Origin of the sequence: Sedimentitalea sediminis, from assembly GCF_042687825.1 — a bacterium.
In the GTDB taxonomy this organism is placed as follows: Bacteria; Pseudomonadota; Alphaproteobacteria; order Rhodobacterales; family Rhodobacteraceae; genus Sedimentitalea.
Genome location: NZ_JBHUQE010000019.1, coordinates 1 through 21485, shown reverse-complemented (window position 1 = coordinate 21485; position 21485 = coordinate 1). Strand labels below are relative to the sequence as shown.

Below are 21485 nucleotides of genomic sequence, written 5' to 3'. Positions count from 1 at the left end.
AGAGAACGCAGTAAAGAGGACGCATCCAGATGACCCAGACCACCACCGATCCGGCCCCGGCGACCCAGCCCGCGGCACAGAGCACTGCCCTGGCCAGACCGGTACACACGACGGTGTCCGAGACCGATCAGTTCCTGCGCCGTTTCGTTGTGGTGACCGCCACCATCGTCGCCTCGGTGATCGCCCTGGGGATCATTTTCGTCACGGCGATGATGCCGCTTTTTGTCGAATATGCAGCCCCCAAGGAACTGGTGAACTGGGGCGGTATCATCATCGGTTTCTATTTCGGCACATTTGCCAGTCTGCTCAAGGACTGGCTGTCGACAGAGAAGAAAGGACCATGACCATGACACGAGGACTGATCCTGTGCCTTTTCACTGCGCATTTCGCCATCCTGACCGGGACGGCCACACTGGCCGGCGGGCCGCCGCCGCCGCCCTGTCCGCCCGACGTTCCCCAATGCTGAGGCGGCTTGCGGCGCTGTTGCTGGCGGTGCTGCCCGCCGGTCCGGCCGCGGCAATGGATGCGGACCCTTATTGCCAGACTGCGGACGCGCCGAAACCCGAAGATCTGTGCGCGCTGATCATGCAGGCCAAGACGGCCAATGGCGCGGGCGATACTGACAAGGCGCTGGCGCTGCTGAAACAGGCGCGCGATCATCCCGCCACGGTCGGCAAGACTGCGGCTCTGGTTCTGGGGCAAAAGGCCACCGCCCATGCGTTGCGCGGCGAGACCGAACAGGCGCTGGCGGCGTTGCAATCGGCGTTGCAATTCACGCCCAACGACATCTGGCTGTTGATGCGCAGTTGTCAGGATCACGCCGCCGCCGATTACCTGCCCAAGGCCCAGCGAGACTGTGCCCGGGCCCGAAATCTGCTGCGGCGGGTGCGCAAGGAAGATCGCCCGCTGGTGCTGGCCTATGTGAACTACTCCGAGGCCCAGCTGGCGCTGGCGATGGAACAGCCGCAGATCACGCTGGACCGTTTGCAGACCATCGAAAGCCAGATGCCGGGCAGGATCGCCGCGCGCTATCTGAACCAGCTGCGCGCCAGCGCCCTGATCGCCCAGGGCGACAGCGCCGGCGCGGTACAGGCCCTGACGGATGTGCTGGCGTCGGAACAGGCGATCGGGCTGTCCGAACAGGCCAGCCTGCATTATCTGCGCGGGCTGGAACGGATCGCGATCGCCGCCAACGAGGCGGGTCTTGCCGATATCCGCCAGGCCATCGCGCTGAGCCGCAGCGCTGAACAAGAGGCGGGAACACGCGCCGCCCAGACCCGCAGCGTGGCCGATCAGAACACGCTGCAACGCGCCACCAGCCGCACCGCCGAATACACCTATACGCTCTGTGCCATCCATCTGCGCAGCGGCGACGTCATGGCCGCCCTGCGGGACTGCGAGGCATTGTCCGAAACCGCGCCCGGACAGCAGAACCACGTTTATCTGGATGCCTGGGGGCTGGCCCAGCTCGAAGGTGGCCGGGCCGCCGAAGCGGCGCGGACCTTTTCCGATGCGCTGGAAAAGGCACCGCGCAGTTCGATCTCATACGGGCATCTGAACCGCGCCGTGGGACAGGCCCAGGCCGAGGGCAAGGCGCTGGACCTGGATGAATTCCTGACGCCCGAGGCGCGACTGTTTCACAGGAAGTAAACCCCGCTATCAGCCCAGACCGCCCAGCGGATCGTCCATCGGCGCGGCATAGCCGCCGGCCACGTCGTCACCACTGTAGACATCGTCATAAACCTCGTCTTCGCCGCCGCCATAATCGTAAACGTCATCGCCCATGTCGTCGTCGCTCATGTCGTCATCACCGGGACCGCCGCCGGCGTCGCCGCTCAGGCCAAAGACAAAGACATCCAGATTGGCCATCGCGCCGCCGTCGATCTCGTAGGTGAACTGGGTCAATTCGGATTCGCCGCCATCCAGGTGGATGAATTCGTGATTGGCCGAGAAATCCAGCCGCCCGTCGGCGTGAACGATCAGCAGGCCGCCATTGCTGCCCGCCACCGTGACCTGGTCGGTCAGCACCTGGCCGTTGGCCGCCAGCAGATCGCCCAGATAGGCGCCGTCGTCGGTGGTGTCGTTGGCCAGCAGCGACTGGGCGGAACTGTCCAGGGTATCGGTCTGGCCCGCCGCTTCAAAGGTTTCGTCCTGCATCACTGTCAGCACGTCGTCATTGGCCACATGTGCCGGGTCCTCGGCAATCGGCTCATCCGCGGCGGTGCCGCCGATCTTGACCGAATCCGTGCGGCTGCCGTCGACCTCGCCGACCGAGGTCAGGCGCACGGCGAAATCCTGTGACAGGAAAGCATCCAGGGTCAGTGGACCCGCATCCGAGGACAGCGTGAAACTGGTGCTCTGGATGTCGTCCTGGGCCATGCCAGAGGTGCCGAACTGCACACCAACATCGAATTTTCCGAGCTCGTTGGCGACTTCGCCATTGATGTTGTTATAGCCGTCGACCTTGGTCACCCCATTGGCCTTGACGGCGGTGCCGGTCACATCGGCACCGGCGATCTGTATCCCGTCCAGCAGCGATTCATCGCCGATGTCAAAGAACAGCCCGTTCAGGTCGCCGATCGATCCGCCTTCGTCCAGAACATCAAGCTGGAACAGCAGCGAGCCGTCCGCCTGTTCGGTGACGGTGATACCCACCGTGACATTGGTGTCGGTCAATTCGAAAGTCATGGAAGCCATCCGGTTCCCCTTTTGCCTGGTGCCGAGAATGCAACCGTAGGGCTAGACCCGGTGGCGGGTCGGCACCGTGGCGGAATTCGGACATTTGCGTGGCAAAACCGGACAATCATCGGCATTTGCGGCGGCAGATCGTAGCCCCCTGGCCACAAAAAAACCCCGGACACTGGTCCGGGGTTCCTGGTTTCGGCGCGTCAGCCCCGTTTTCAGCGGTTCTCGATATCCACGTAATCGCGCTGGGTCTCGCCCAGATACAGCTGGCGCGGACGGCCGATCTTGTTCTGCGGATCGGCGATCATTTCCTTCCACTGGCTGACCCAGCCGACGGTGCGCGACAACGCAAAGATCGGCGTGAACATCGAGGTCGGGAAACCGATGGCTTCGAGGATGATGCCGGAATAGAAATCGACGTTCGGGAACAGCTTCTTTTCCTCGAAATACGGGTCGGACAGGGCCTGCTTTTCCAGTTCCTTGGCGACCTGCAGTTTCGGGTTGTTCTCGACGCCCAGCAGATCCAGCACCTCGTCGGCGGATTTCTTCATCACCGTCGCGCGCGGGTCAAAGTTCTTGTAGACCCGGTGGCCAAAGCCCATCAGGCGGAACGGATCGTCCTTGTCCTTGGCGCGGGCGATGAATTCGGGGATCCTCTCGACCGAGCCGATCTGGGCCAGCATTTCCAGGCAGGCCTGGTTGGCGCCGCCATGGGCCGGACCCCACAGACAGGCGATGCCGGCGGCGATGCAGGCGAAGGGGTTGGCGCCGGAACTGGACGCCAGGCGCACGGTCGAGGTCGAGGCGTTCTGCTCGTGATCCGCATGCAGGGTAAAGATGCGGTCCATGGCGCGGGCCACGATCGGGTCGACATGGTATTCCTCGGCCGGAACGGCGAAACACATGTGCAGGAAGTTGGCGGCGTAATCCAGATCGTTGCGCGGATAGACAAAGGGCTGACCGACCGAATATTTATAGGCCATCGCGGCGATCGTCGGCACCTTGGCGATCAGGCGCATGGCGGCGACTTCGCGCTGCCATTCGTCGCTGACATCGGTGCTGTCGTGGTAAAAGGCCGACATCGCGCCGACCACGCCGACCATGGTCGCCATCGGGTGCGCGTCGCGGCGGAAACCACGGAAGAAATTGTGCATCTGTTCATGCACCATCGTGTGGCGGGTGATGCGGGTTTCGAAATCTTCCAGCTGCGCGGCGCTCGGCAATTCGCCGTTCATCAGCAGATAGCAGACTTCCAGGTAATGGGACTTCTCCGCCAGTTGATCGATCGGATATCCGCGGTGCAGCAACTGGCCCTTGCCACCGTCGATAAAGGTGATGGTGCTGTCGCAGCTGGCAGTCGAGGTAAAGCCGGGATCGTAGGTGAACACACCGGCCTGCCCGTAGAGCTTTCGGATGTCCAAGACATCGGGGCCGGCTGTTGGCGAAAAGATCGGCAGTTCGTAGCTGTCCCCGTCAATGGTCAGTGTCGCGGATTTCTTGCTGTCGGTCATTTATGTCCCTTCCTCTATCAACCACGGGGCGGGGCATCGCCTGACCCGTGCGGGCAGTTCCCGCGCTTCGGCGCACGGGCCCGGGTGTATTGGCGTCATGCCAACGGGGCATGACCCTGTTGTGACGACGCATCCATCAGCCGGCCCAGGGTCTCTTCGCGACCCAGCACCAGCATCATGTCGAAAACCGAAGGTGTCACCGTCCGGCCCGCCAGCGCGGCCCTAAGCGGCCCTGCCAGTTTTCCAAACTTCGTTCCCTGCGCGGCGGCAAAGCCGTTCAGGACCTCCTCCAGATCATTCCGTGTCCAGCTAACATTTTGCAACTGCGGCGTCAATTCAGACAGTATACCATTGGATACCGAACCCAGCGCCTTTCGCGCTTTTTCGTCCGGCTCGATCGGGCGGATTGCTAGAATAAACCGTGCCTTGTCAAGAAGTTCCGGAAATGTTCGCGCCCTGTCCTTGAGGCAATACATCGCAGTTTGCAAATTTTCCGCCTGCGCCTGAGACAGCGGCGATTGGCCCGCTGCAGCGAGATAATCCTCGATTTCCTGCCGCAGCGCAGCATCGTCGGCAATGGCAATATGCTGTCCGCTCAGGTTTTCCAGTTTCTTCAGGTCGAATCTGGCCGGGCTCTTGCCGATTCCGTCCAGATCGAACCAGTCCAGCGCCTGATCGTCGGTAAAAAATTCGTCGTCGCCATGACTCCAGCCCAGCCGCGCCAGATAGTTGCGCATGCCGGCGGCGGGATAGCCCATGGCCTGGTATTCCTGTGCGCCCAGGGCGCCGTGGCGCTTGGACAGTTTCTTGCCGTCCGGGCCGTGGATCAGCGGGATATGCGCCCAGACCGGCACGTCCCAGCCCATGGCGTCATAGATCATCATTTGCCGTGCGGCATTGTTCAGATGGTCGTCGCCGCGGATCACATGGGTCACCCCCATGTCATGATCGTCGACCACCACCGCCAGCATGTAGACCGGGCTGCCATCGGCGCGCAAAAGAACCATGTCGTCCAGCTGGTCGTTGCGGATGGTGACATCGCCCTGCACCCGGTCGCGGATCACGGTCACCCCGTCCTGCGGCGCCTTGATGCGGATCACGTGCGGCGCATCCGGGTGGCTGGCGGGATCGGCGTCGCGCCAGGGGCTGCGGAACAGGGTGCTCTTGCCCTCGGCGCGGGCCGCCTCGCGAAACGCGGCGATCTCGTCCTGGCTGGCGAAACATTTATAGGCCTTGCCGGCGGCCAGCAATTCATGCGCCACGGCGGCATGACGCGCGGCGCCGTCGAACTGGCTGATCACCTCGCCGTCATGGTCCAGCCCCAGCCAGCGCAGCCCCTTAAGGATCGCCTCGGTGGCCTCGGGGGTCGAGCGGGCGCGGTCGGTGTCCTCGACACGCAGCAGAAACTTGCCGCCACGGCCACGCGCGTAAAGCCAGTTGAACAGCGCCGTGCGGGCGCCGCCGATATGCAGGAACCCGGTCGGCGAGGGGGCAAAGCGGGTGACGACGGGCGCGGGACGGGTCTCGGACATGCGTGGGGATTTACCTTTTGGTAACCATGGAAAGGCTAGGGTTTGCGCCTGTCTAGCGAGCCGGACGGCGGGGAGCAAGCATGCGTGTTTTCAGGCGCGCCCTGACCTGGGTCGACCTGGTGCTGCTGGTGCAGCGCGGTCACCTGTTTCCCTGGGCGCCGGTGTGTCTGGCGCTGGGGATCGGCGCCTACTTTCTGCTGCCCACCGAGCCGGCGACGCCGCTATATCTGGCGGTGGCCGCGCCGGGTCTGGCCGGCGCGGCGGCGGCGCTGCGCTGGCCCGGCGGCTGGGCCAGCCTGGGCTGGGCGTTGGCGCTGGTTGCGACCGGTTTCTGCCTCGCCGGGCTGCGGGCGCATCAGGTCGCCGGCCCGGTGCTGAGCTGGCGCTATTACGGGCCGGTCGAGGGGCGCGTCGTGGCGCTGGACCGCTCGGCCTCGGACGCGCTGCGGGTGACGCTGGACCGGGTACGGCTGGACCGGGTGGACCCCGAACGGCGCCCGGACCGGGTGCGCATCTCGCTGCACGGTCCGCCGGCAGAGCTGCGCCCCGGACAACGGATCATGACCACAGGCCATCTGTCACCGCCCCAGGGTCCGGTCGAACCCGGCGGGTTCGATTTCCGCCGTCATGCCTGGTTTCAGGGGCTGGGGGCGGTCGGCTATACCCGCAATCCGGTGCTGACCATCGCGCCGGCGCATGAGGGCCAGGCCGGACTGCGGGTGATGACGCTGCGCATGGCCGCCTCGGACCGGGTGCGCACGGTGTTGCCCGGCGATGTCGGCGGCTTTGCCGCCGCTGTCACCACCGGCGACCGCAGCGGCGTCGGGCAGGCGGCGCTGACGGCGCTGCGCGCCAGCAATCTGGCGCATCTGCTGGCGATCTCCGGGTTGCACATGGGGCTGCTGGCGGGGTTCGTCTTTGCCCTGCTGCGTATCGGCCTGTNGCGTCGGGCAGGCGGCGCTGACGGCGCTGCGCGCCAGCAATCTGGCGCATCTGCTGGCGATCTCCGGGTTGCACATGGGGCTGCTGGCGGGGTTCGTCTTTGCCCTGCTGCGTATCGGCCTGTCGCTGGTGCCGCCGCTGGCGCTGCGCCTGCCGGTCAAAAAGGTCGCTGCGGTCGGGGCGCTGGCGGCGGCGGCGGTCTATCTGGCGCTGTCCGGCGGCAATGTCGCCACCGAACGCGCCTTTGTCATGGTGGCGGTGGTGCTGCTGGCGGTGCTGGTCGATCGGCGGGCGTTCTCGCTGCGGGCGGTGGCGATGGCGGCGCTGATCGTGCTGGTGCTGCGGCCAGAGGCGTTGCTGGGGCCGGGGTTCCAGATGTCCTTTGCCGCCACCACCGCGCTGGTGGCGTTCTTCGGCTGGCTGCGCGACGCCGAACTGCCCCGGGCGCCGGGCTGGGCCAAGCCGGTTCTGGGCGTGGTTCTGTCCTCGGCCATTGCCGGGCTGGCCACCGCACCTGTGGGGGCGGCGCATTTCAACACGCTGTCCCATTTTGGGCTGCTGGCTAATCTCCTGTCGGTGCCGCTGATGGGGATCCTGGTGATACCGGCCGCCGTTCTGGCGCTGTGCCTGGCACCGCTGGGCCTGGAGATCGTCGGCTTGTATCCGATGGGCTGGGGGCTGAGCTGGATCCTGGGCGTGGCGCGGTTTGTCAGTGCGCTGGACGGGGCGCAGGGCCATGTCGTCGGGCCGGGACCCTGGGTGTTGCCGCTGCTGGCGCTGGGGGCGCTGTGGCTGTTCCTGTGGCAGGGCCGGGCGCGACTGGCCGGGCTGGCGCCGGTGGTTCTGGCGCTGGCGCTGTGGGCGCAGGCCGACCGGCCACCGGTGCTGGTGGCCGATACCGGCGGGCTGGTCGGGGTAATGACCGGTCAGGGCCGGGCCCTGAGCAAGCCGCGCGGTGCCGGGTTCGTGGCGCAGAACTGGCTGGAAAACGATGGCGATGGCGCCGAGCAGGCGGCGGCAGCGGCGCGCTGGCCAGCCGAGCCCGGAAAGGTGCGCCGTATCGATGCGCCCGGGGCGCAGATCGTGCATGTGATCGGCAAGACGGGCGCGAGACAGATCACCGGCTGCGAGGCCGGTCAGGTGGTGATCGCCTCGGTGCCCCTGACACTGGCCGGCCCGTGCCGGGTCTATGACAGCAAACGCCTGTTGCGTACCGGCAGTCTGGCGATCTCGGAAAACGGAATCGTTACCGCACGCCAGGCCGCGGGACGGCGCATCTGGAACACGCCGCAAAAACGCGACGCGCGGCAACTGGCGTTGCGCCGACAAGCGGTTCAGTAGGTGCGGATCAATCCGACCAGCTTGCCCTGAACCTTGACCTTGTCCTCGGGATAGACCCGGGTTTCATAGGCCGGGTTCGCGGCCTCCAGCGCAATGGTCCCGCCCCGGCGCAGCAAGCGTTTCAACGTCGCCTCGTGCCCCTCGACCAGCGCCACCACGATGTCGCCGTCATCGGCCGACGCGGTTTCCCGGATCACCACCACGTCACCGTTGTTGATGCCGGCATCGATCATCGAGTCGCCCTTGACCTCGAGCGCGTAATGCTCGCCGGAACTGGACAGCATCTGCGCCGGCACCGCGACCTGGTTTTCCACGTGGCTGATCGCCTCGATCGGAACCCCGGCGGCAATGCGTCCCATCAGCGGCAGTTCAACCGCACTGGCCGAGACCGCGTTGGAACCGGTCGGGCGCGGTGTGTCGGGGCGGTCGCCGTCGATCACCTGGGGGGTAAAGCCCACCGTGGCCTCGCCGCCCAGACTTTCGGGCAGCCGCACGACCTCGATGGCGCGGGCGCGATGCGCCAGTCGCCGGATGAACCCGCGTTCCTCAAGCGCCGTGATCAGCCTGTGAATGCCCGACTTGCTGCGCAGATCCAGCGCTACCTTCATTTCGTCAAAACTGGGGGGAACCCCGTCGCGCTGCACGCGATTATGGATGAATTCCAGCAAATCCAGCTGCTTCTTGGTCAACATTACCCGGACCTCTTGCCTGTTGGTTTGCGTTTGTTCTAGGCATGTTCCCGTTTTGTGTCAACGAATTTGCACCGGCCCGTTCATTGCGCCAACGGGTCAGAGCGGCAGATAGTCCACCTGCGCCCCCGCCGAACGCGCGGCATCGCCGGCCGGGCGGACCAGCAGCGCGTTGGCCCGGGACAGAACCGTCAGCAGCGAACTGTCCTGATTGTCAAAGGGGCTGATCGCGCCGTCCCGCAGGATCGCGCGCATGTAATGTTCGCGCGGCCCGTTCGCGCCGATGTCCTGCGCCAGCCGGGCCCGTTGCAGCGGCGCGGCGGCCCGGCCCAGCCCCTGCATGGCGCGGATCATCGGCGCCAGAAAGACCTGGCCGCAGATCATCGCCGAGACCGGGTTGCCCGGCAGCCCGACCATGGCCGCGCCGTTCAGCCGACCGGCCATCAGCGGTTTGCCGGGGCGCATGGCGACCTTGTAGAACGCCCGGTCCAGCCCCAGGTCGGCGGCCACCGCGGCGACAAGATCGTGATCGCCGACCGAGGCACCGCCGATGGTGACGATAAGATCGGCGCCGGTCGCCAGTTCAAAGGCCATGCGCAGCGATGCATGGGTGTCGCGGGCGATCGGCAACAGGCGGACGCGGGCGCCCAACCCTTCGAGCATGGCCTTGAGACCGAAACTGTTGGAGGCGATGATCTGGTCCGGGCCGGGGTCCTCGCCGGGCATCACCAGTTCGTCGCCGGTGGCCAGGATCGCCACTTGGGGTTTGCGCACGACCGGCACGCGCGCGATGTTCATTGATGCCAGCAGCGCGACGTCCTGCGGGGTCAGACGGCGCGGCGCGGTCAGGCTGTCTCCGGTGCGGAAATCGCCGCCGGCCGGGCGGATGTTGTGCTTGGTGCCGGGATCGTCGGTAATGGTGATCAGATCGCCCGAGCGGCTGACATCCTCCTGGATCACGACGCGGTCGGCCCCCTGCGGCACCGGCGCGCCGGTAAAGATACGTACCGCCTGTCCGGCACCGACCGTGCCGTCAAAGCGATGCCCGGCGGCGGCCTCTCCGATCACCTTGAACATCGCGTGCAGTTCAACCTCGGCCGTCTTGACCGCATATCCGTCCATCGATGCGGCGGCAAAGGGCGGCTGATCGCGCCGCGCCACGGCGTCCTGCGCCAGCACCCGGCCAGCGGCCTCGGTCAGCGGCACCTGCTGGGCCGGCAAGGTTTCGATCAGGTCGAACAGCGCGGCGCGCGCCTGGGCCACGGTGATCATGAGGCCTGGTAGCGCCCGGATTTTCCGCCGTCCTTCAGCACCACCCGGATGCCGCCGATCTGCATCGCCTTGTCCACCGCCTTGGCCATGTCATAGACCGTCAGCGCGGCAACCGAGACGGCTGTCAGCGCCTCCATCTCGACGCCGGTGCGCCCGGTGGTGCGCACGGTTGCTTCGATCTGCACGCCGGGCAAATCGGGGTCCAGCGTCAGATCGATGGCCACCTTGCTCAGGGGCAGGGGGTGGCAAAGCGGGATCAGGTCCGGCGTCTTCTTGGCTCCCATGATCCCGGCCAGACGGGCCACGCCCAGCACATCGCCCTTTTGCGCGCGGCCCTCCGAAATGGTGGCAAAGGTCTCGGGCGCCATGCGGATATGACCCCGCGCCACGGCGACGCGGGTGGTCTCGGCCTTGTCCGAGACATCGACCATATGCGCATCGCCCTTGGCGTCGAAATGGGTCAGTGTCATGTCACATCGCTCCGGGGGTCAGCGGCTTGTCCAGCAGTGCCCGGGTTGCGGCGGCGACATCGTTCTGGCGCATCAGGCTTTCGCCGATCAGGAAATTACGCACGCCATATCGCGCCATATCGGCCAGATCGGCCGGGTTGCTCAGCCCGCTTTCGCAGACCATGGTGCGCTCGGCGGGCACCATCTTGCTGAGCTTGCGGGTGACATCCAGCGAGGTTTCAAAGGTCGCGAGATTGCGGTTGTTGATGCCGATCAGCGGCGATTTCAGATCCGCCGTGCGCTCCAATTCGGCCAGATCATGCACCTCGATCAGCGCATCCATGTCCCATTCAATGGCGGCAGCCTCCAGTTCGGCCGCCTGCGCATCGCTGACACTGGCCATGATGATCAGGATGCAATCGGCCCCCAGGGCGCGGGCCTGGGCTACCTGATAGGGATCATACATGAAATCCTTGCGCAGAACCGGCAGTTCACAGGCGGCGCGGGCTGCGGTCAGATAGGAATTCGCACCCTGAAAGCTGGGCGTATCGGTCAGCACCGACAGACAGGCCGCACCGCCCTGTTCATAGGCTCTGGCCAGCGCCGGCGGGTCGAAATCCGCGCGGATCAGCCCCTTGGACGGGCTGGCTTTCTTGATTTCGGCGATCAGCCCATAGCCGCTGCGATTGGCCTTGTTCAGAGCTTCGGCAAAGGGGCGTACCGGGCCGGCGTTGCGGGCCGCAGCCTCGACTTCGTCCAGCGGGCGGGCCGCCTTGTCGGCGGCGATCTCTTCCAGCTTGTAGGCCTTGATCTTGTCCAGAATCGTTTCGGTCATGCCATGTCCTGCGTGATTTTTGCCAGGGCCGCGACCTTGGCGCGCGCCGCACCGCTGTCGATGCTCTCAGCGGCACGGGCCACACCGTCGCGCAAATCGTCCACCGCGCCGGCCACCGCCAGCGCTGCCGCCGCGTTCAGCAGAACCGCGTCGCGATAGGCCGAGGGGGCACCGTCCAGCAATGCGCGCATTGCGTCGGCGTTCTGCGCCGGAGTACCGCCCAGAAGGTCTTCGAAGGGGTGAACCGGCAGGCCGGCGTCCTCGGGGTGCAGTTCCACCTCTTTCACCGTGCCGTCTTCCAGAGCGGCGACCCAGCTGACCCCGGTGATGGTCAGTTCGTCGGTGCCGTCGCTGCCATGCACCAGCCAGGCGCGGTCCGATCCCAGTTCGCCCAGGGTTTCCGCCATCGGCCGGATCAGGTGGCGCGAGAACGCGCCGGTCAGCTGGCGCTTGACCCCGGCCGGATTGGTCAGGGGACCGAGAATGTTGAATATCGTGCGCGTCCCCAGCTCGGCCCGGCTGGGACCGACATGGGCCATGGCCGGGTGGTGCATCGGCGCCATCATGAACCCGATTCCCACCTGGTCCAGCGCGGCCTGCACCACGTCGGGGCCGACCATGACGTTGATGCCCAACTCGGTCAGCGCATCCGCGGCGCCGGATTTGCTGCTGAGATTGCGGTTGCCGTGCTTGGCCACCGGAACACCGGCGCCGGCCACGACAAAGGCCGTGGCGGTGGAAATATTCAGGGTGCCCTTGCCGTCACCGCCGGTGCCGACGATGTCCATGGCGTTGTCCGGGGCGCTGACCGGCTGGCATTTGGCGCGCATCACGGCCGCCGCTGCGGCGAATTCGTCGACGGTTTCGCCGCGCGTGCGCAGCGCCATCAGCAATCCGCCGATCTGGCTGGGCGTGGCGGCGCCGTCAAACAGGATACCAAAGGCCTGTTCGGCCTCGGCGCGGGTCAGCGGCCGGTCGGCGGCAGCGCCGATCAGCGGTTTCAGGGCTTCGCTCATGCGGGGACCTTCAATTCTTTCAGAAAGTTGTCGAGCAGCGCATGGCCGTGCTCGGAGGCAATCGATTCCGGATGAAACTGGACGCCATGGATCGGCAACGTTCGGTGCTGCAGCCCCATGATCGTGCCATCCTGCAGATCGGCGGTGATGGCCAGACAGTCCGGCAGGCTGTCGCGTTCGACCACCAGCGAATGATAGCGCGTCGCGTGAAACGGGCTGGGCAGGCCGGCGAACAACCCGGTGCCGGAATGGCGCATCGCGCCCATCTTTCCATGCACGATCTCGTGGCAGCGCACCACCTTGCCGCCGAACGCCTGGCCGATGGTCTGATGCCCCAGACAGACCCCCATCAGCGGTGTTCCGGTTTCTGCCGCCGCCTGGGTCAGCGCCAGGCAGATGCCGGCCTGATCCGGGGTGCAGGGCCCCGGAGACAGCAGGATTCCGGCCGGGTTCATCGCCATCGCCTCTTGTACATTCAGGGCATCGTTGCGTCGGATCTCCACATCCGCGCCCAACTCGCCTAAATAGTGTACAAGGTTGTAGGTAAATGAGTCATAGTTGTCTATCAGCAGCAACATCTGGCATTCGTTCGATATGGGCTAGAGGCGGGTGCCCCGGTCGCGATATAGAGGTTGCACCATACATGTTCAGGGTTGTCGGGCAGCGTCAAGAGCGCAAACCGGCCCCGGACCTGCAGGAAACACCGCTCAGACGGTCAGTGCAGCGTTCGGTGAGATCAGAAAGGCAAGGCAGTGATGCGCGGATTTGTCAGCGGAGTGTTCTGGGGTCTGGTCCTGAGTGGTCTGGGCCTTGCAACTCTGTCTTTGCTGACGCCTCTTTCGCAGGTGTCGCCCCTGGCGCCGCCGCTGCAGGTCGCGCTGGCGCCGCCGCCTGATGCGCCGGCCGCGTCCGGGCTGGTCGATCCCGTTGCTGCCGACCAGCCGGTGCAATCAGCCAAGATCGCACCGGCCACTCTGATGCCGGCCCCAGAGAAAGGGGGTGCGGGTCAGGGGGCGGATACCGACCCGGGAACGCAGCCCGATATCGGCGCGGCGGCCCTGCAGCCGGCAGCGCCGGATGCCGCCGCGTTCGGGGCAATGTCGACCGAGGAACGCCTGCGCCCCCTGGCCCCCGTATCGCAACCGGCAACGGCGCCGCTGCCGGCGCCGCAGACGCAGCCGGATCCGTTGCCCGCCGCGCTGCCGGCGGCCCCGGCACGTCCGGGCAAGGTGGAAACCGGCGGGCCGGTCACGAACCCTGGTGCGGTTCTGGACGCTGACGCGACTGCGGGGTCGGCAACCGAACCCGGCCTTATCGCGGGCGTCGTTGCCCGCGCCGATCCGCCGTCTTTGCCGGGCGCGCGTCCGGCGACAGTCACCGCTCCGAAACCGGGCAGCGTGCCCGAGATCGACGTGGCGGCGGCCATGCCCCGACCCGACCCCGCGCAGCCTGTTCCCGAAGCGCCTGCACCGGCAACCCCCAAGAAGGCGCCTGCCGGTTCCCGGACGCCGGCGGGCACGCCGGATGCCCCGGAACCCGTAGCGGTCGCGCCCGGCGACAGGACCGGTCCGGTCCAGCCCCGGCTGGCGGCCCTGCCGCAGGCCGGTGTCGCCAGCGCGCCGGTGCGCATCGGCATCGGACAGCGGGTGCTGCCGCTGACCGAACGTGCGCCGAAGGCAGAAGAGGCCCCCTGCGCGCCCGACGGCGACACGGCAAACCTGCCGCCTCTGAAGAAACACGCGGCGGCCTTTGCGGCCCCGGCGGACAAGCCGCTGATGGCGATCGTCCTGATTGACGATGCCGATGCGCTGGGGGTCGAAGCGCTGGCCGACTTTCCCTATCCGCTGACCTTTGCCGTTGATCCGACTGCTCCGGATGCGGCGGAAAAGATGGCCCGCCACCGCGCGGCCGGATTCGAAGTCGTGGCGCTGGTCGATCTGCCACAGGGCGCCACGGCGCAGGATGCCGAAGTGCTGCTGTCCGCCGGGTTCGACACGTTGACCGAGGCGGTGGGCGTGCTCGAAGGGCCGGGCACCGGCATTCAGGGCAGCCGCGATTTGTCCGGTCAGGTTGCTGCCTTTGTCAAGAGCACCGGGCGCGGGTTGCTGACCCAGGCCGCCGGGCTGAACACGGCGCTGAAACTGGCGCGCCGCGATCAGGTGCCCGCCGCGCTGGTGTTCCGCGATTTCGACGGTGCCGGCCAAAGCCCCGACGTGATGCGCCGGTTTCTGGACCAGGCGGCGTTTCGCGCGGGGCAGGAGGGCGATGTGGTGATGATGGGACGGCTGCGACCCAACACGATCAGCACGCTGTTGCTGTGGGGGTTGCAGGACCGCAGCCGGGTGACATTGGCGCCGGTGTCGGCGGTGTTGAACCGCTCGGTCGCGGTCAATTGAAGCGGGTGGTTTCGGCGGGGTGGCGCCGGTCGCGAGTCCGCGGCCATATTGACGGCCAGCGCCAGGGCCATCAATCGGGCGAACACCCCGGCCGGTGCTGGCGCGCCAGCCGGTCAATGAAAAGATTGCAAGGAAAGGAAACACAATGAGTGGCGATTTCAACATGTCGATGCGCAAGTTCCTGAAACAGGTGGGTGTGACCAGTCAAAAAGCGATCGAAGACGGCTTGCGCCAGTCCGGCGACCCGAGCCGCAAAAGCTATGAGGCCAAGGTGGTGCTGACCATCGACGGGCTGGATGTGGAACATGTGGTGACCGGCACGATAAAAGCGGCCGACTAGGCCCCCGCGGTCGGAATTCAGCGCCGATCAGTCCAGGCCGGCAAACCCGCCATAGCGGCCATGCTTATACATCAGTCCGGACCCCGGGCGATGCGTGGCGCACAGGACCTTGCCGACGATGATCGTGTGATCGCCGGCATCGTGCAACGCCATCTGGCGGCATTCGAACCGCGCCAGGCAGCCCTGCAGGATCGGCACGCCATTGCTGTTCTGCGACCAGTCCACCGGCGCGAAATCCTCGCCGCTGCGGGCGAAATGCAGGGCGATGTCCTGCTGATCGTCCGCCATCACGTGGATCGCGTAATCCTGCGCCGCCGCAAAGGCCGGATGGCGCAACGAATGTTTCGCCGCGCACCACAGAACCATCGCCGGGTCCAGCGAGACCGAGGCAAAGGAATTCGCGGTCATGGCCAGGGGGCCACGGTCGGTGCGGGTCGTGACCACCGTGACCCCGGTGCCGAAACAGCCCAACGCGTCGCGATAGGCGCGGCTGGTGTCGGGGCCGGGGGTAAAGGTGAGTTCGGACATGATCCTGCGCGCCTGTTGGTCTGCCGCGCTGGGTGCCATGCCAGCCCGGATTTGTCCATGCCCCGGGTTGCGCCGCACCCTGGTCCGGGTGGTGGCGGCGGCCCGGTGGGCCGCCGCGCCGGGGCGCGGGTTCAGTTCAGGTCTTCGAGCAGGCGACCATGTTTGCGGGTCTCTTCGATGACATCGCCAAAGGTCTCCATGCCCCGGGCCTGCAGCATCGGCAGCATCTTGCACAGGACCTCGGCGGTGGCATAGGCGTCGCCCAGTGCGGTGTGCCGCAATTCGGCGGGGATGACGACCCCCAGCCGATCGCACAGCGCGTCCAGCGTATGCGTGGCCGAGGCGCCAAAGACCACCGCCGACACCAGCACCGTATCCAGGATCGGATGTTCCCAGGTGACGCCCATCTTTTCGGCGTCGCGGCGCAGAAAGGCCATGTCGAACGGCGCGTTATGCGCCACGATCACGGCGTCATGCGCAAAGCGGTGAAAGTTCCGTCCGACCTCGATGAACCCGGGCGCGCCCTGAACCATCTGATCGGTGATCCGGTGCACCTTGGTCGAGGCCGCCGGGATCGGGATGCCCGGATCGACCAGGGTGTCCAGGACCTCGCCCTCGATGATGCGGCCGTTCAGCACCCGGACCGCGGCCAGTTGCACGACCTCGTCCTTGTGCGGCAACAGCCCGGTGGTTTCGGAATCAAATACCACGAAACACAGGCTGGACAGGGGCCGGTTCTCGAATTCATCGTCGCCCAGCGTATCCAGCAACTCGAAATCATAGACCAGAGGACGTTCCGCCTCGGGCGCGATCTGGGCCTCGCTTTCGTCAAACACTAGCATATAGCCGGGGGCGTGCCCCAGGGGTTTCATCCGCGCCGTATAGCCAAAGGTATCGTCGACGCTGACGGCGTGAAACGTCACCTCTTCACCGGTGCGCTGCAATTCGTCATAGGCCTCCAGAACCGCGCTGCGGCGCAGATAATCAAACAGCGACGCATTCAGGCGCGGATGGTGAACCTGCGCCAGAACCGCCGCCGCCTGACCGTCATACAGCACGATGCGGTGCGACGGGTTCACCAGCACCATGGCCACCGGAATCTCGGTCAAAAGCGCGGTCAGACTTTGCTTTTCCGCCGCCAGTCTGGCGGTTTCCTCGGCGATCCGTTCCGCTGTCTGCAGCGTCGACTGGCTGAGCTGGCCGGTGACCGCATGCGCCGCCGGGGCGAGATCGCCCAGATAGCGCGCCGCCTTCAAATCGATTTCGCCGGACACGCCGGCATGGGCGCGGGCGCGCATCTCCGAGGCCAGACGTTCGATGGGTTTGGCGACATTCTCGTCGAACCACAGCCAGACACCGGCCGTCATCGCCAGCAGGACAAATCCCGACAACAGGCCGGAAAACACGAAAGCGTCCAGCATTTCCGGGGCTTCGGCGCGGCGATAGCCGATCGCCAGCGCCGCCGAAGTCAACCCGACACCGCCAATGGCCAGCAGGCAGAAGAACAGAAAGATGCGAAGGCGCAATCCAAGTTTGGTCTGCATCACGACACCTCGCAGACAGTCGTCAGAACACTGTCATCGGCGGCGACTTTGACCCAGTCGCCATCCGCCAGCGCGCCGGATTCTGTAAAGTTGACATCGTCGATCAAGGTGGCCTGGCGGGCATTGGCGCAGTCAAAGATCACGGCGACCTTGTTCAGCGGCGCCCAGCGGCCAAAGAAATACAGCTCGACCATGCGCTGATCCGGAAGTTGCGCGTTGCGCCTGAGCGACAGCTGGTCCACCGCCACGAACCGGTCGACATAGGGTGTGACATAGGTCCAGGGCCGGTACATGCTTTGCTTTTCGATCGATTTCGCGATCACCAGACCCTCGGGCAGGTTGGTCCGCGTGCGCTCGTACCAGCTGTACTCCATCGACACCGTCACCGCGATCATCGCCAGACCGGCGACCGCCGGGGCGGTCCAGCGGGGCAGGCGCCCGCCGGTCAGCCGGTTGACCAGCATCACGACGCCGGCAACGGCGAAACCGGCAAAGACCGTTCCGATGAGTTCCAGAAACATGTTTTCTCCTCCCAAGGCGGCTTGCTGCCGCCCGCTCAATCACATCTGTTACAAATATGCCCTCCCCAAGGCGCTCTCACGTTCATTCCGCAGGTGGTCAGCTGAGCGTACCACGGCCATGCCCAATCGCGGATTGCATGGTCTTGATCACGACGAATGCGTCGCGAAGGTGACTTCTTTCAAAGTCCGACAGATCGGTGGGGGACAGGAAGTTATCCGGTTTTTCCCCGTCATTCACGCGTTTCACCTGGTGGTTCAGCCGGGTTTCGGCAATCAGGTCATAGGCGTCCAGCAGATCGCGCGCGCCGCTGGCCGAAATCACACCTTTGGTCTCGGCGGCCTGCAGGCGGGCCCGGGTATTGGCCTCGGTCAGCCGCCCCTGCAGCGCATAGATGCGGCCCAGATCGACCACCGGAACGACGCCGTTCAGCTTGAGGTCCAACTGGTTGCGGTGCTCGCCCGAGCGAATTGTGGTAAAGCCGCGCAACAGACCCAGCGGCGGCGTGTGCTTCAGCGAATTGCTGACCATATGCGCCACGAAAATCGAATTGCGGTTGGCCGCCTTCAGGGTCTTTTTCTGCAGATTGCCGAACAGCGCGCGGTCGCCGCCGATCGGGCGCAGGTCGAACATCACGCTGGCCAGCATCTGTGCTTCGGGATCGGGTTTGGCGATCCAGCCCTGGAAATACTGCTGCCAGACCCGTACTGGCTGACACCAGCGCGGATTGGTCGCCATCATGTCGCCGGGGCAATAGAAATAGCCGCAGGTGTCCAGCCCGTCGCTGACGTATTTCGCCAGCGCATGGAAATAGGGCATGTCCGCCTCGCGCACCGCGTCATCCAAGAACAGGCAATTGTCCTGATCCGAGACCCCGGTCTGTTCCTGCCGGCCCTGGCTGCCGCAGGCCAGCCACAGATAAGGTACGGGCGGCGGGCCCAGTTCGGCTTCGGCCAGTTTCAGCAGGCGCCGCGTGGCCGTGTCGGCAATATCCGTGATCAGCCGGGTGACGACCTCGTGACGGTTGCCGCCGGCGACCAGCTGCACCAGCAGGCGCGGGATTTCGGCGGTGACGCGGGCCATGTCGGCGGCGGTGTCGGCGCGCGAAATGGCGCTGACCAGTTCGGCCGAACTGACCGCCTGGAACCGGGTCAGATCGGTTCGGGTGACGATCCCGACCAGATTGCCGCCCTTGACGATCGGGATATGGCCGATGTTGTGCTCCATCATCGCGTGCAGCACGTCCGATCCGATGGCAGAGGGGGACAGGGTCAGCGGCGAGGCGGTCATCACTTGCGATACGGGGGTGTCAAAGGGCAGCCCCTCGGCCAGTACCTTGCCCGACAGATCGCGGGTCGTGACGATACCCGAAAGCTTGCCCTTTTCCGTCAGGCAGAGCGACGAGATGCGATGGTCGCGCATCAGCCGGGCGGCCGATTGTACATCCGTGCCGGTGGGGCAGGTGATCGGCTTTCCGGCCATCAGGGTCTCGACCCGGCTGGTGGCCAGGTTGCTGCCGCGCCGGGAATCGCTGCGGCGGCGGTCAAAGAATTTCGCGACACTGCTGTGACGCGCCATCAGCGCGTCGAAATCCGCGCGTGGCAGCAGCAGCAGCAGGCCATCGGTGGTGGCCCGGGCCGAGGTGACAGCCATTCCGTTTCGGGTCAGGCCACGTTCTCCGAACGAGTTGCGCGGGCCCAGCAGCGATACCGGAATGTCGTTTTCATCGGTGATCTCGATCTCGCCGTCATGCACCAGATAGAGACCCTCCAGCGGGTCTCCGAGTTGATAGATGCTGTCCCCGGCCGACACGGGCACGGTTTGGAACAGCGGCACAAGGTCGGCCAGATCCGCAGGCAGCAGGCTGTCATAGGGATGAACCGAAAAGATGAACCGGTGCAGGTCTTGGCGAGAAAGGGTCATGTGTCACCTGGAAAAACTGAATTGGTCCCGTCCGCTTTGATGCGGACGGGACCGGGTGGTGCGGGCGGAACCGGGGGGGACTGCCCGCGCCTGGGAGAGGTTTAGTGGTCGGCGGCGGCAGCGCCGGCGCCGCGCGGCACGCGAACGCTTTCCACCAGTTCCACGATCTCCTTGGGCAGCGGCTTGGTCATGCCCGACACGATGTAGGCCACGGCAAAGTTCACGGCCGCGCCGACGGCGCCGAACGAGGTCGACTTGATGGTGCCCAGCAGCGGGTCCGCATCCGTAAAGGAGTTGGTGCCCGGGATGAACAGCCAGCCCTTGTGCAGGAAGATGTAGACCAGGGTCACGGTCAGACCGGCCAGCATGCCCGCCACGGCGCCGGTGTTGTTCACCTTCTTGGAGAAGATGCCCATCATCAGGACCGGGAAGATCGAGGCCGCCGCCAGACCAAAGGCCAGGGCCACGGTCTGCGCCGCAAAGCCCGGCGGGTTCAGACCCAGATAGGTGGCGACCCCGATGGCCACCGCCATGGCGACACGTGCCGACAGCAATTCGCCCTTTTCCGAGATGCCGGGGTTGATCGAGCCCTTGATCAGGTCATGCGACACCGCCGAGCTGATCGCCAGCAGCAGACCCGCCGCGGTGGACAGCGCCGCGGCCAGACCGCCGGCAGCCACCAGGCCGATCACCCAGCTGGGCAGGTTGGCGATTTCCGGGTTGGCCAGCACCAGGATGTCCCGGTTAAAGTTGGTCAGCTCGTTGCCGGTCCAGCCGTTTTCGGCCGCCTTGGCCTGCAGGGCCTCGGAACCGTCATTATAGTACTGGATCTTGCCGTCGCCATTCTTGTCTTCCCAGGCCAGCAGACCGGTTTTCTCCCAGGTCTTCATCCAGAACAGCTGGTCGCCTTCCTGCGAGTTCTCGATATCGGCCAGCGAAACAGCTTCGCCATCGGTGCCGTTGGGCCACATCATCTCGGTGATGTTCAGACGCGCCATGGCGCCGACCGCGGGGGCCGTCAGGTAGAGCAGCGCGATGAAGATCAGCGCCCAGCCGGCCGACCAGCGGGCATCGGCCACTTTCGGCACGGTGAAAAAGCGCATGATCACGTGCGGCAGACCGGCGGTGCCGATCATCAGCGACAGGGTGAACAGCACCATGTTCAGCGTATCCGCGTGATGCACGGTATACTCCTTAAAGCCCAGCTCGGCGACGATGGTGTCCAGCTTGGCCAACAGCGGCTCGCCGCTGGCGACATGGTCCCCGAACAGGCCCAGGGCCGGGATCGGGTTGCCGGTCAGCTGCAGGCTGATGAACACGGCCGGGATGGTATAGGCCATGATCAGCACGCAATACTGCGCCACCTGGGTATAGGTCACGCCCTTCATGCCGCCAAACACCGCATAGGCAAAGACCACACAGGCGCCGATCAGCAGGCCCAGCGTGTTGCTGACCTCGAGAAAGCGGCCAAAGGCCACGCCGACGCCGGTCATCTGACCGATCACATAGGTGGTCGAGGCGACGATCAGGCAGATCACCGCCACGATGCGCGCGGTCGGCGAATAGAACCGGTCGCCGATGAATTCCGACACGGTGAACTTGCCGAACTTGCGCAGATAGGGCGCCAGCAGCAGCGCCAGCAGCACGTAGCCGCCGGTCCAGCCCATCAGAAAGCTGGAATTGTCATAGCCGGTAAAGGCGATGAGGCCGGCCATCGAGATGAAGCTGGCCGCGGACATCCAGTCCGCCGCCGTCGCCATGCCGTTGGTGACCGGGTGCACGCCGCGGCCGGCGGCGTAGAATTCCGATGTCGAGCCGGCCCGGGCCCAGATCGCGATGCCGATATACAGCGCAAAACTCGCGCCGACGAACATCAGGTTGATTGTAAACTGATCCATCTGTTCCCGTCTCCTATTCTTCCTCGACGCCGAATTGCGCGTCGAGCTTGTTCATGCGGAAGGCG

General features: G+C 65.5%; 19 protein-coding genes and 1 pseudogene. 6 read left to right on the top strand and 14 right to left on the bottom strand.

All coding sequences use genetic code 11. From position 1 onward, the window contains the following. Window positions 1-29 precede the first annotated feature (29 nt). Entirely contained in the window at window positions 30-344 is a 315-nt protein-coding gene (locus ACFMPD_RS14115; protein WP_380995604.1) for a hypothetical protein, read from the top strand. A 115-nt stretch (window positions 345-459) separates the two neighbouring features. Next, the gene (locus ACFMPD_RS14110) at window positions 460-1650 is read left to right on the top strand and encodes a tetratricopeptide repeat protein (protein WP_380995601.1); all 1191 of its coding nucleotides are present in this window, start codon (window positions 460-462) and stop codon (window positions 1648-1650) included. A gap of 9 nt (window positions 1651-1659) precedes the next feature. Here the strand turns inward: ACFMPD_RS14110 and ACFMPD_RS14105 are convergent, their stop codons facing one another. From ACFMPD_RS14105 to gltX, 3 genes are all read right to left on the bottom strand, one after another. Then, window positions 1660-2697: a hypothetical protein gene (locus ACFMPD_RS14105; protein ID WP_380995599.1), complete on the bottom strand. Its 1038-nt coding sequence runs from the start codon at window positions 2695-2697 to the stop codon at window positions 1660-1662. A gap of 203 nt (window positions 2698-2900) precedes the next feature. Next, complete coding sequence (gene gltA / locus ACFMPD_RS14100; protein ID WP_380995596.1) at window positions 2901-4196, bottom strand: citrate synthase; 1296 nt, start codon at window positions 4194-4196, stop codon at window positions 2901-2903. A 95-nt stretch (window positions 4197-4291) separates the two neighbouring features. Next, the gene (gene gltX, locus ACFMPD_RS14095) at window positions 4292-5728 is read right to left on the bottom strand and encodes a glutamate--tRNA ligase (protein ID WP_380995593.1); all 1437 of its coding nucleotides are present in this window, start codon (window positions 5726-5728) and stop codon (window positions 4292-4294) included. 80 nt (window positions 5729-5808) lie between these two features. Between gltX and ACFMPD_RS14090 the strand changes: the two are divergent. After that, a pseudogene (locus ACFMPD_RS14090) lies at window positions 5809-6606 on the top strand (ComEC/Rec2 family competence protein); the annotation flags it as partial. 139 nt (window positions 6607-6745) lie between these two features. After that, window positions 6746-8011: a ComEC/Rec2 family competence protein gene (locus tag ACFMPD_RS14085; protein WP_476463241.1), complete on the top strand. Its 1266-nt coding sequence runs from the start codon at window positions 6746-6748 to the stop codon at window positions 8009-8011. Here the strand turns inward: ACFMPD_RS14085 and lexA are convergent. The 6 genes from lexA to ACFMPD_RS14055 all read right to left on the bottom strand — a co-directional run bounded on the left by lexA (window position 8005) and on the right by ACFMPD_RS14055 (window position 12850). Then, window positions 8005-8703, bottom strand: coding sequence for a transcriptional repressor LexA (lexA, locus tag ACFMPD_RS14080; protein ID WP_380995588.1), 699 nt, complete (start codon window positions 8701-8703; stop codon window positions 8005-8007). The two genes, ACFMPD_RS14085 and lexA, sit on opposite strands and share 7 nt — an antisense overlap. A gap of 96 nt (window positions 8704-8799) precedes the next feature. After that, on the bottom strand, window positions 8800-9972 hold the full coding sequence (locus tag ACFMPD_RS14075) for a molybdopterin molybdotransferase MoeA (protein ID WP_380995585.1): 1173 nt from the start codon (window positions 9970-9972) through the stop codon (window positions 8800-8802). Further along, entirely contained in the window at window positions 9969-10442 is a 474-nt protein-coding gene (gene moaC, locus ACFMPD_RS14070) for a cyclic pyranopterin monophosphate synthase MoaC (protein WP_380995582.1), read from the bottom strand. Before moaC ends, ACFMPD_RS14075 begins: the two co-directional genes overlap by 4 nt. Window position 10443: 1 nt before the next feature. Next, window positions 10444-11256 carry an indole-3-glycerol phosphate synthase TrpC gene (gene trpC, locus ACFMPD_RS14065; RefSeq protein WP_380995579.1) on the bottom strand — a complete coding sequence of 271 codons (813 nt, stop codon included), beginning with the start codon at window positions 11254-11256 and terminating at the stop codon, window positions 10444-10446. Next, window positions 11253-12272: an anthranilate phosphoribosyltransferase gene (trpD, locus tag ACFMPD_RS14060; RefSeq protein WP_380995576.1), complete on the bottom strand. Its 1020-nt coding sequence runs from the start codon at window positions 12270-12272 to the stop codon at window positions 11253-11255. The genes trpC and trpD overlap by 4 nt, the downstream gene beginning before the upstream one ends. Further along, window positions 12269-12850, bottom strand: a complete 582-nt coding sequence (locus ACFMPD_RS14055; RefSeq protein ID WP_380995574.1) for an anthranilate synthase component II — start codon at window positions 12848-12850, stop codon at window positions 12269-12271. Before ACFMPD_RS14055 ends, trpD begins: the two co-directional genes overlap by 4 nt. A gap of 177 nt (window positions 12851-13027) precedes the next feature. Between ACFMPD_RS14055 and ACFMPD_RS14050 the strand changes: the two genes are divergently transcribed. Continuing rightward, window positions 13028-14668, top strand: coding sequence for a divergent polysaccharide deacetylase family protein (locus tag ACFMPD_RS14050; protein ID WP_380995571.1), 1641 nt, complete (start codon window positions 13028-13030; stop codon window positions 14666-14668). Window positions 14669-14813: 145 nt separating this feature from the next. Further along, window positions 14814-15008, top strand: coding sequence for a DUF6494 family protein (locus tag ACFMPD_RS14045; protein ID WP_380995569.1), 195 nt, complete (start codon window positions 14814-14816; stop codon window positions 15006-15008). A gap of 27 nt (window positions 15009-15035) precedes the next feature. Here the strand turns inward: ACFMPD_RS14045 and ACFMPD_RS14040 are convergent, their stop codons facing one another. The 5 genes from ACFMPD_RS14040 to ACFMPD_RS14020 all read right to left on the bottom strand — a co-directional run bounded on the left by ACFMPD_RS14040 (window position 15036) and on the right by ACFMPD_RS14020 (window position 21420). Beyond that, window positions 15036-15536, bottom strand: a complete 501-nt coding sequence (locus tag ACFMPD_RS14040; RefSeq protein ID WP_380995567.1) for a flavin reductase family protein — start codon at window positions 15534-15536, stop codon at window positions 15036-15038. Window positions 15537-15667: 131 nt separating this feature from the next. After that, a complete protein-coding gene (locus ACFMPD_RS14035; RefSeq protein WP_380995564.1) occupies window positions 15668-17080 on the bottom strand; it encodes a 3'-5' exonuclease in 1413 nt (470 codons plus the stop codon). Next, a complete protein-coding gene (locus ACFMPD_RS14030; protein ID WP_380995562.1) occupies window positions 17080-17601 on the bottom strand; it encodes a hypothetical protein in 522 nt (173 codons plus the stop codon). The genes ACFMPD_RS14035 and ACFMPD_RS14030 overlap by 1 nt, the downstream gene beginning before the upstream one ends. Window positions 17602-17698: 97 nt before the next feature. Beyond that, window positions 17699-19522: a DUF294 nucleotidyltransferase-like domain-containing protein gene (locus tag ACFMPD_RS14025; protein ID WP_380995559.1), complete on the bottom strand. Its 1824-nt coding sequence runs from the start codon at window positions 19520-19522 to the stop codon at window positions 17699-17701. Between the two features lie 101 nt (window positions 19523-19623). Beyond that, window positions 19624-21420, bottom strand: coding sequence for a sodium:solute symporter family protein (locus ACFMPD_RS14020; protein ID WP_380995556.1), 1797 nt, complete (start codon window positions 21418-21420; stop codon window positions 19624-19626). Window positions 21421-21485 lie beyond the last annotated feature (65 nt).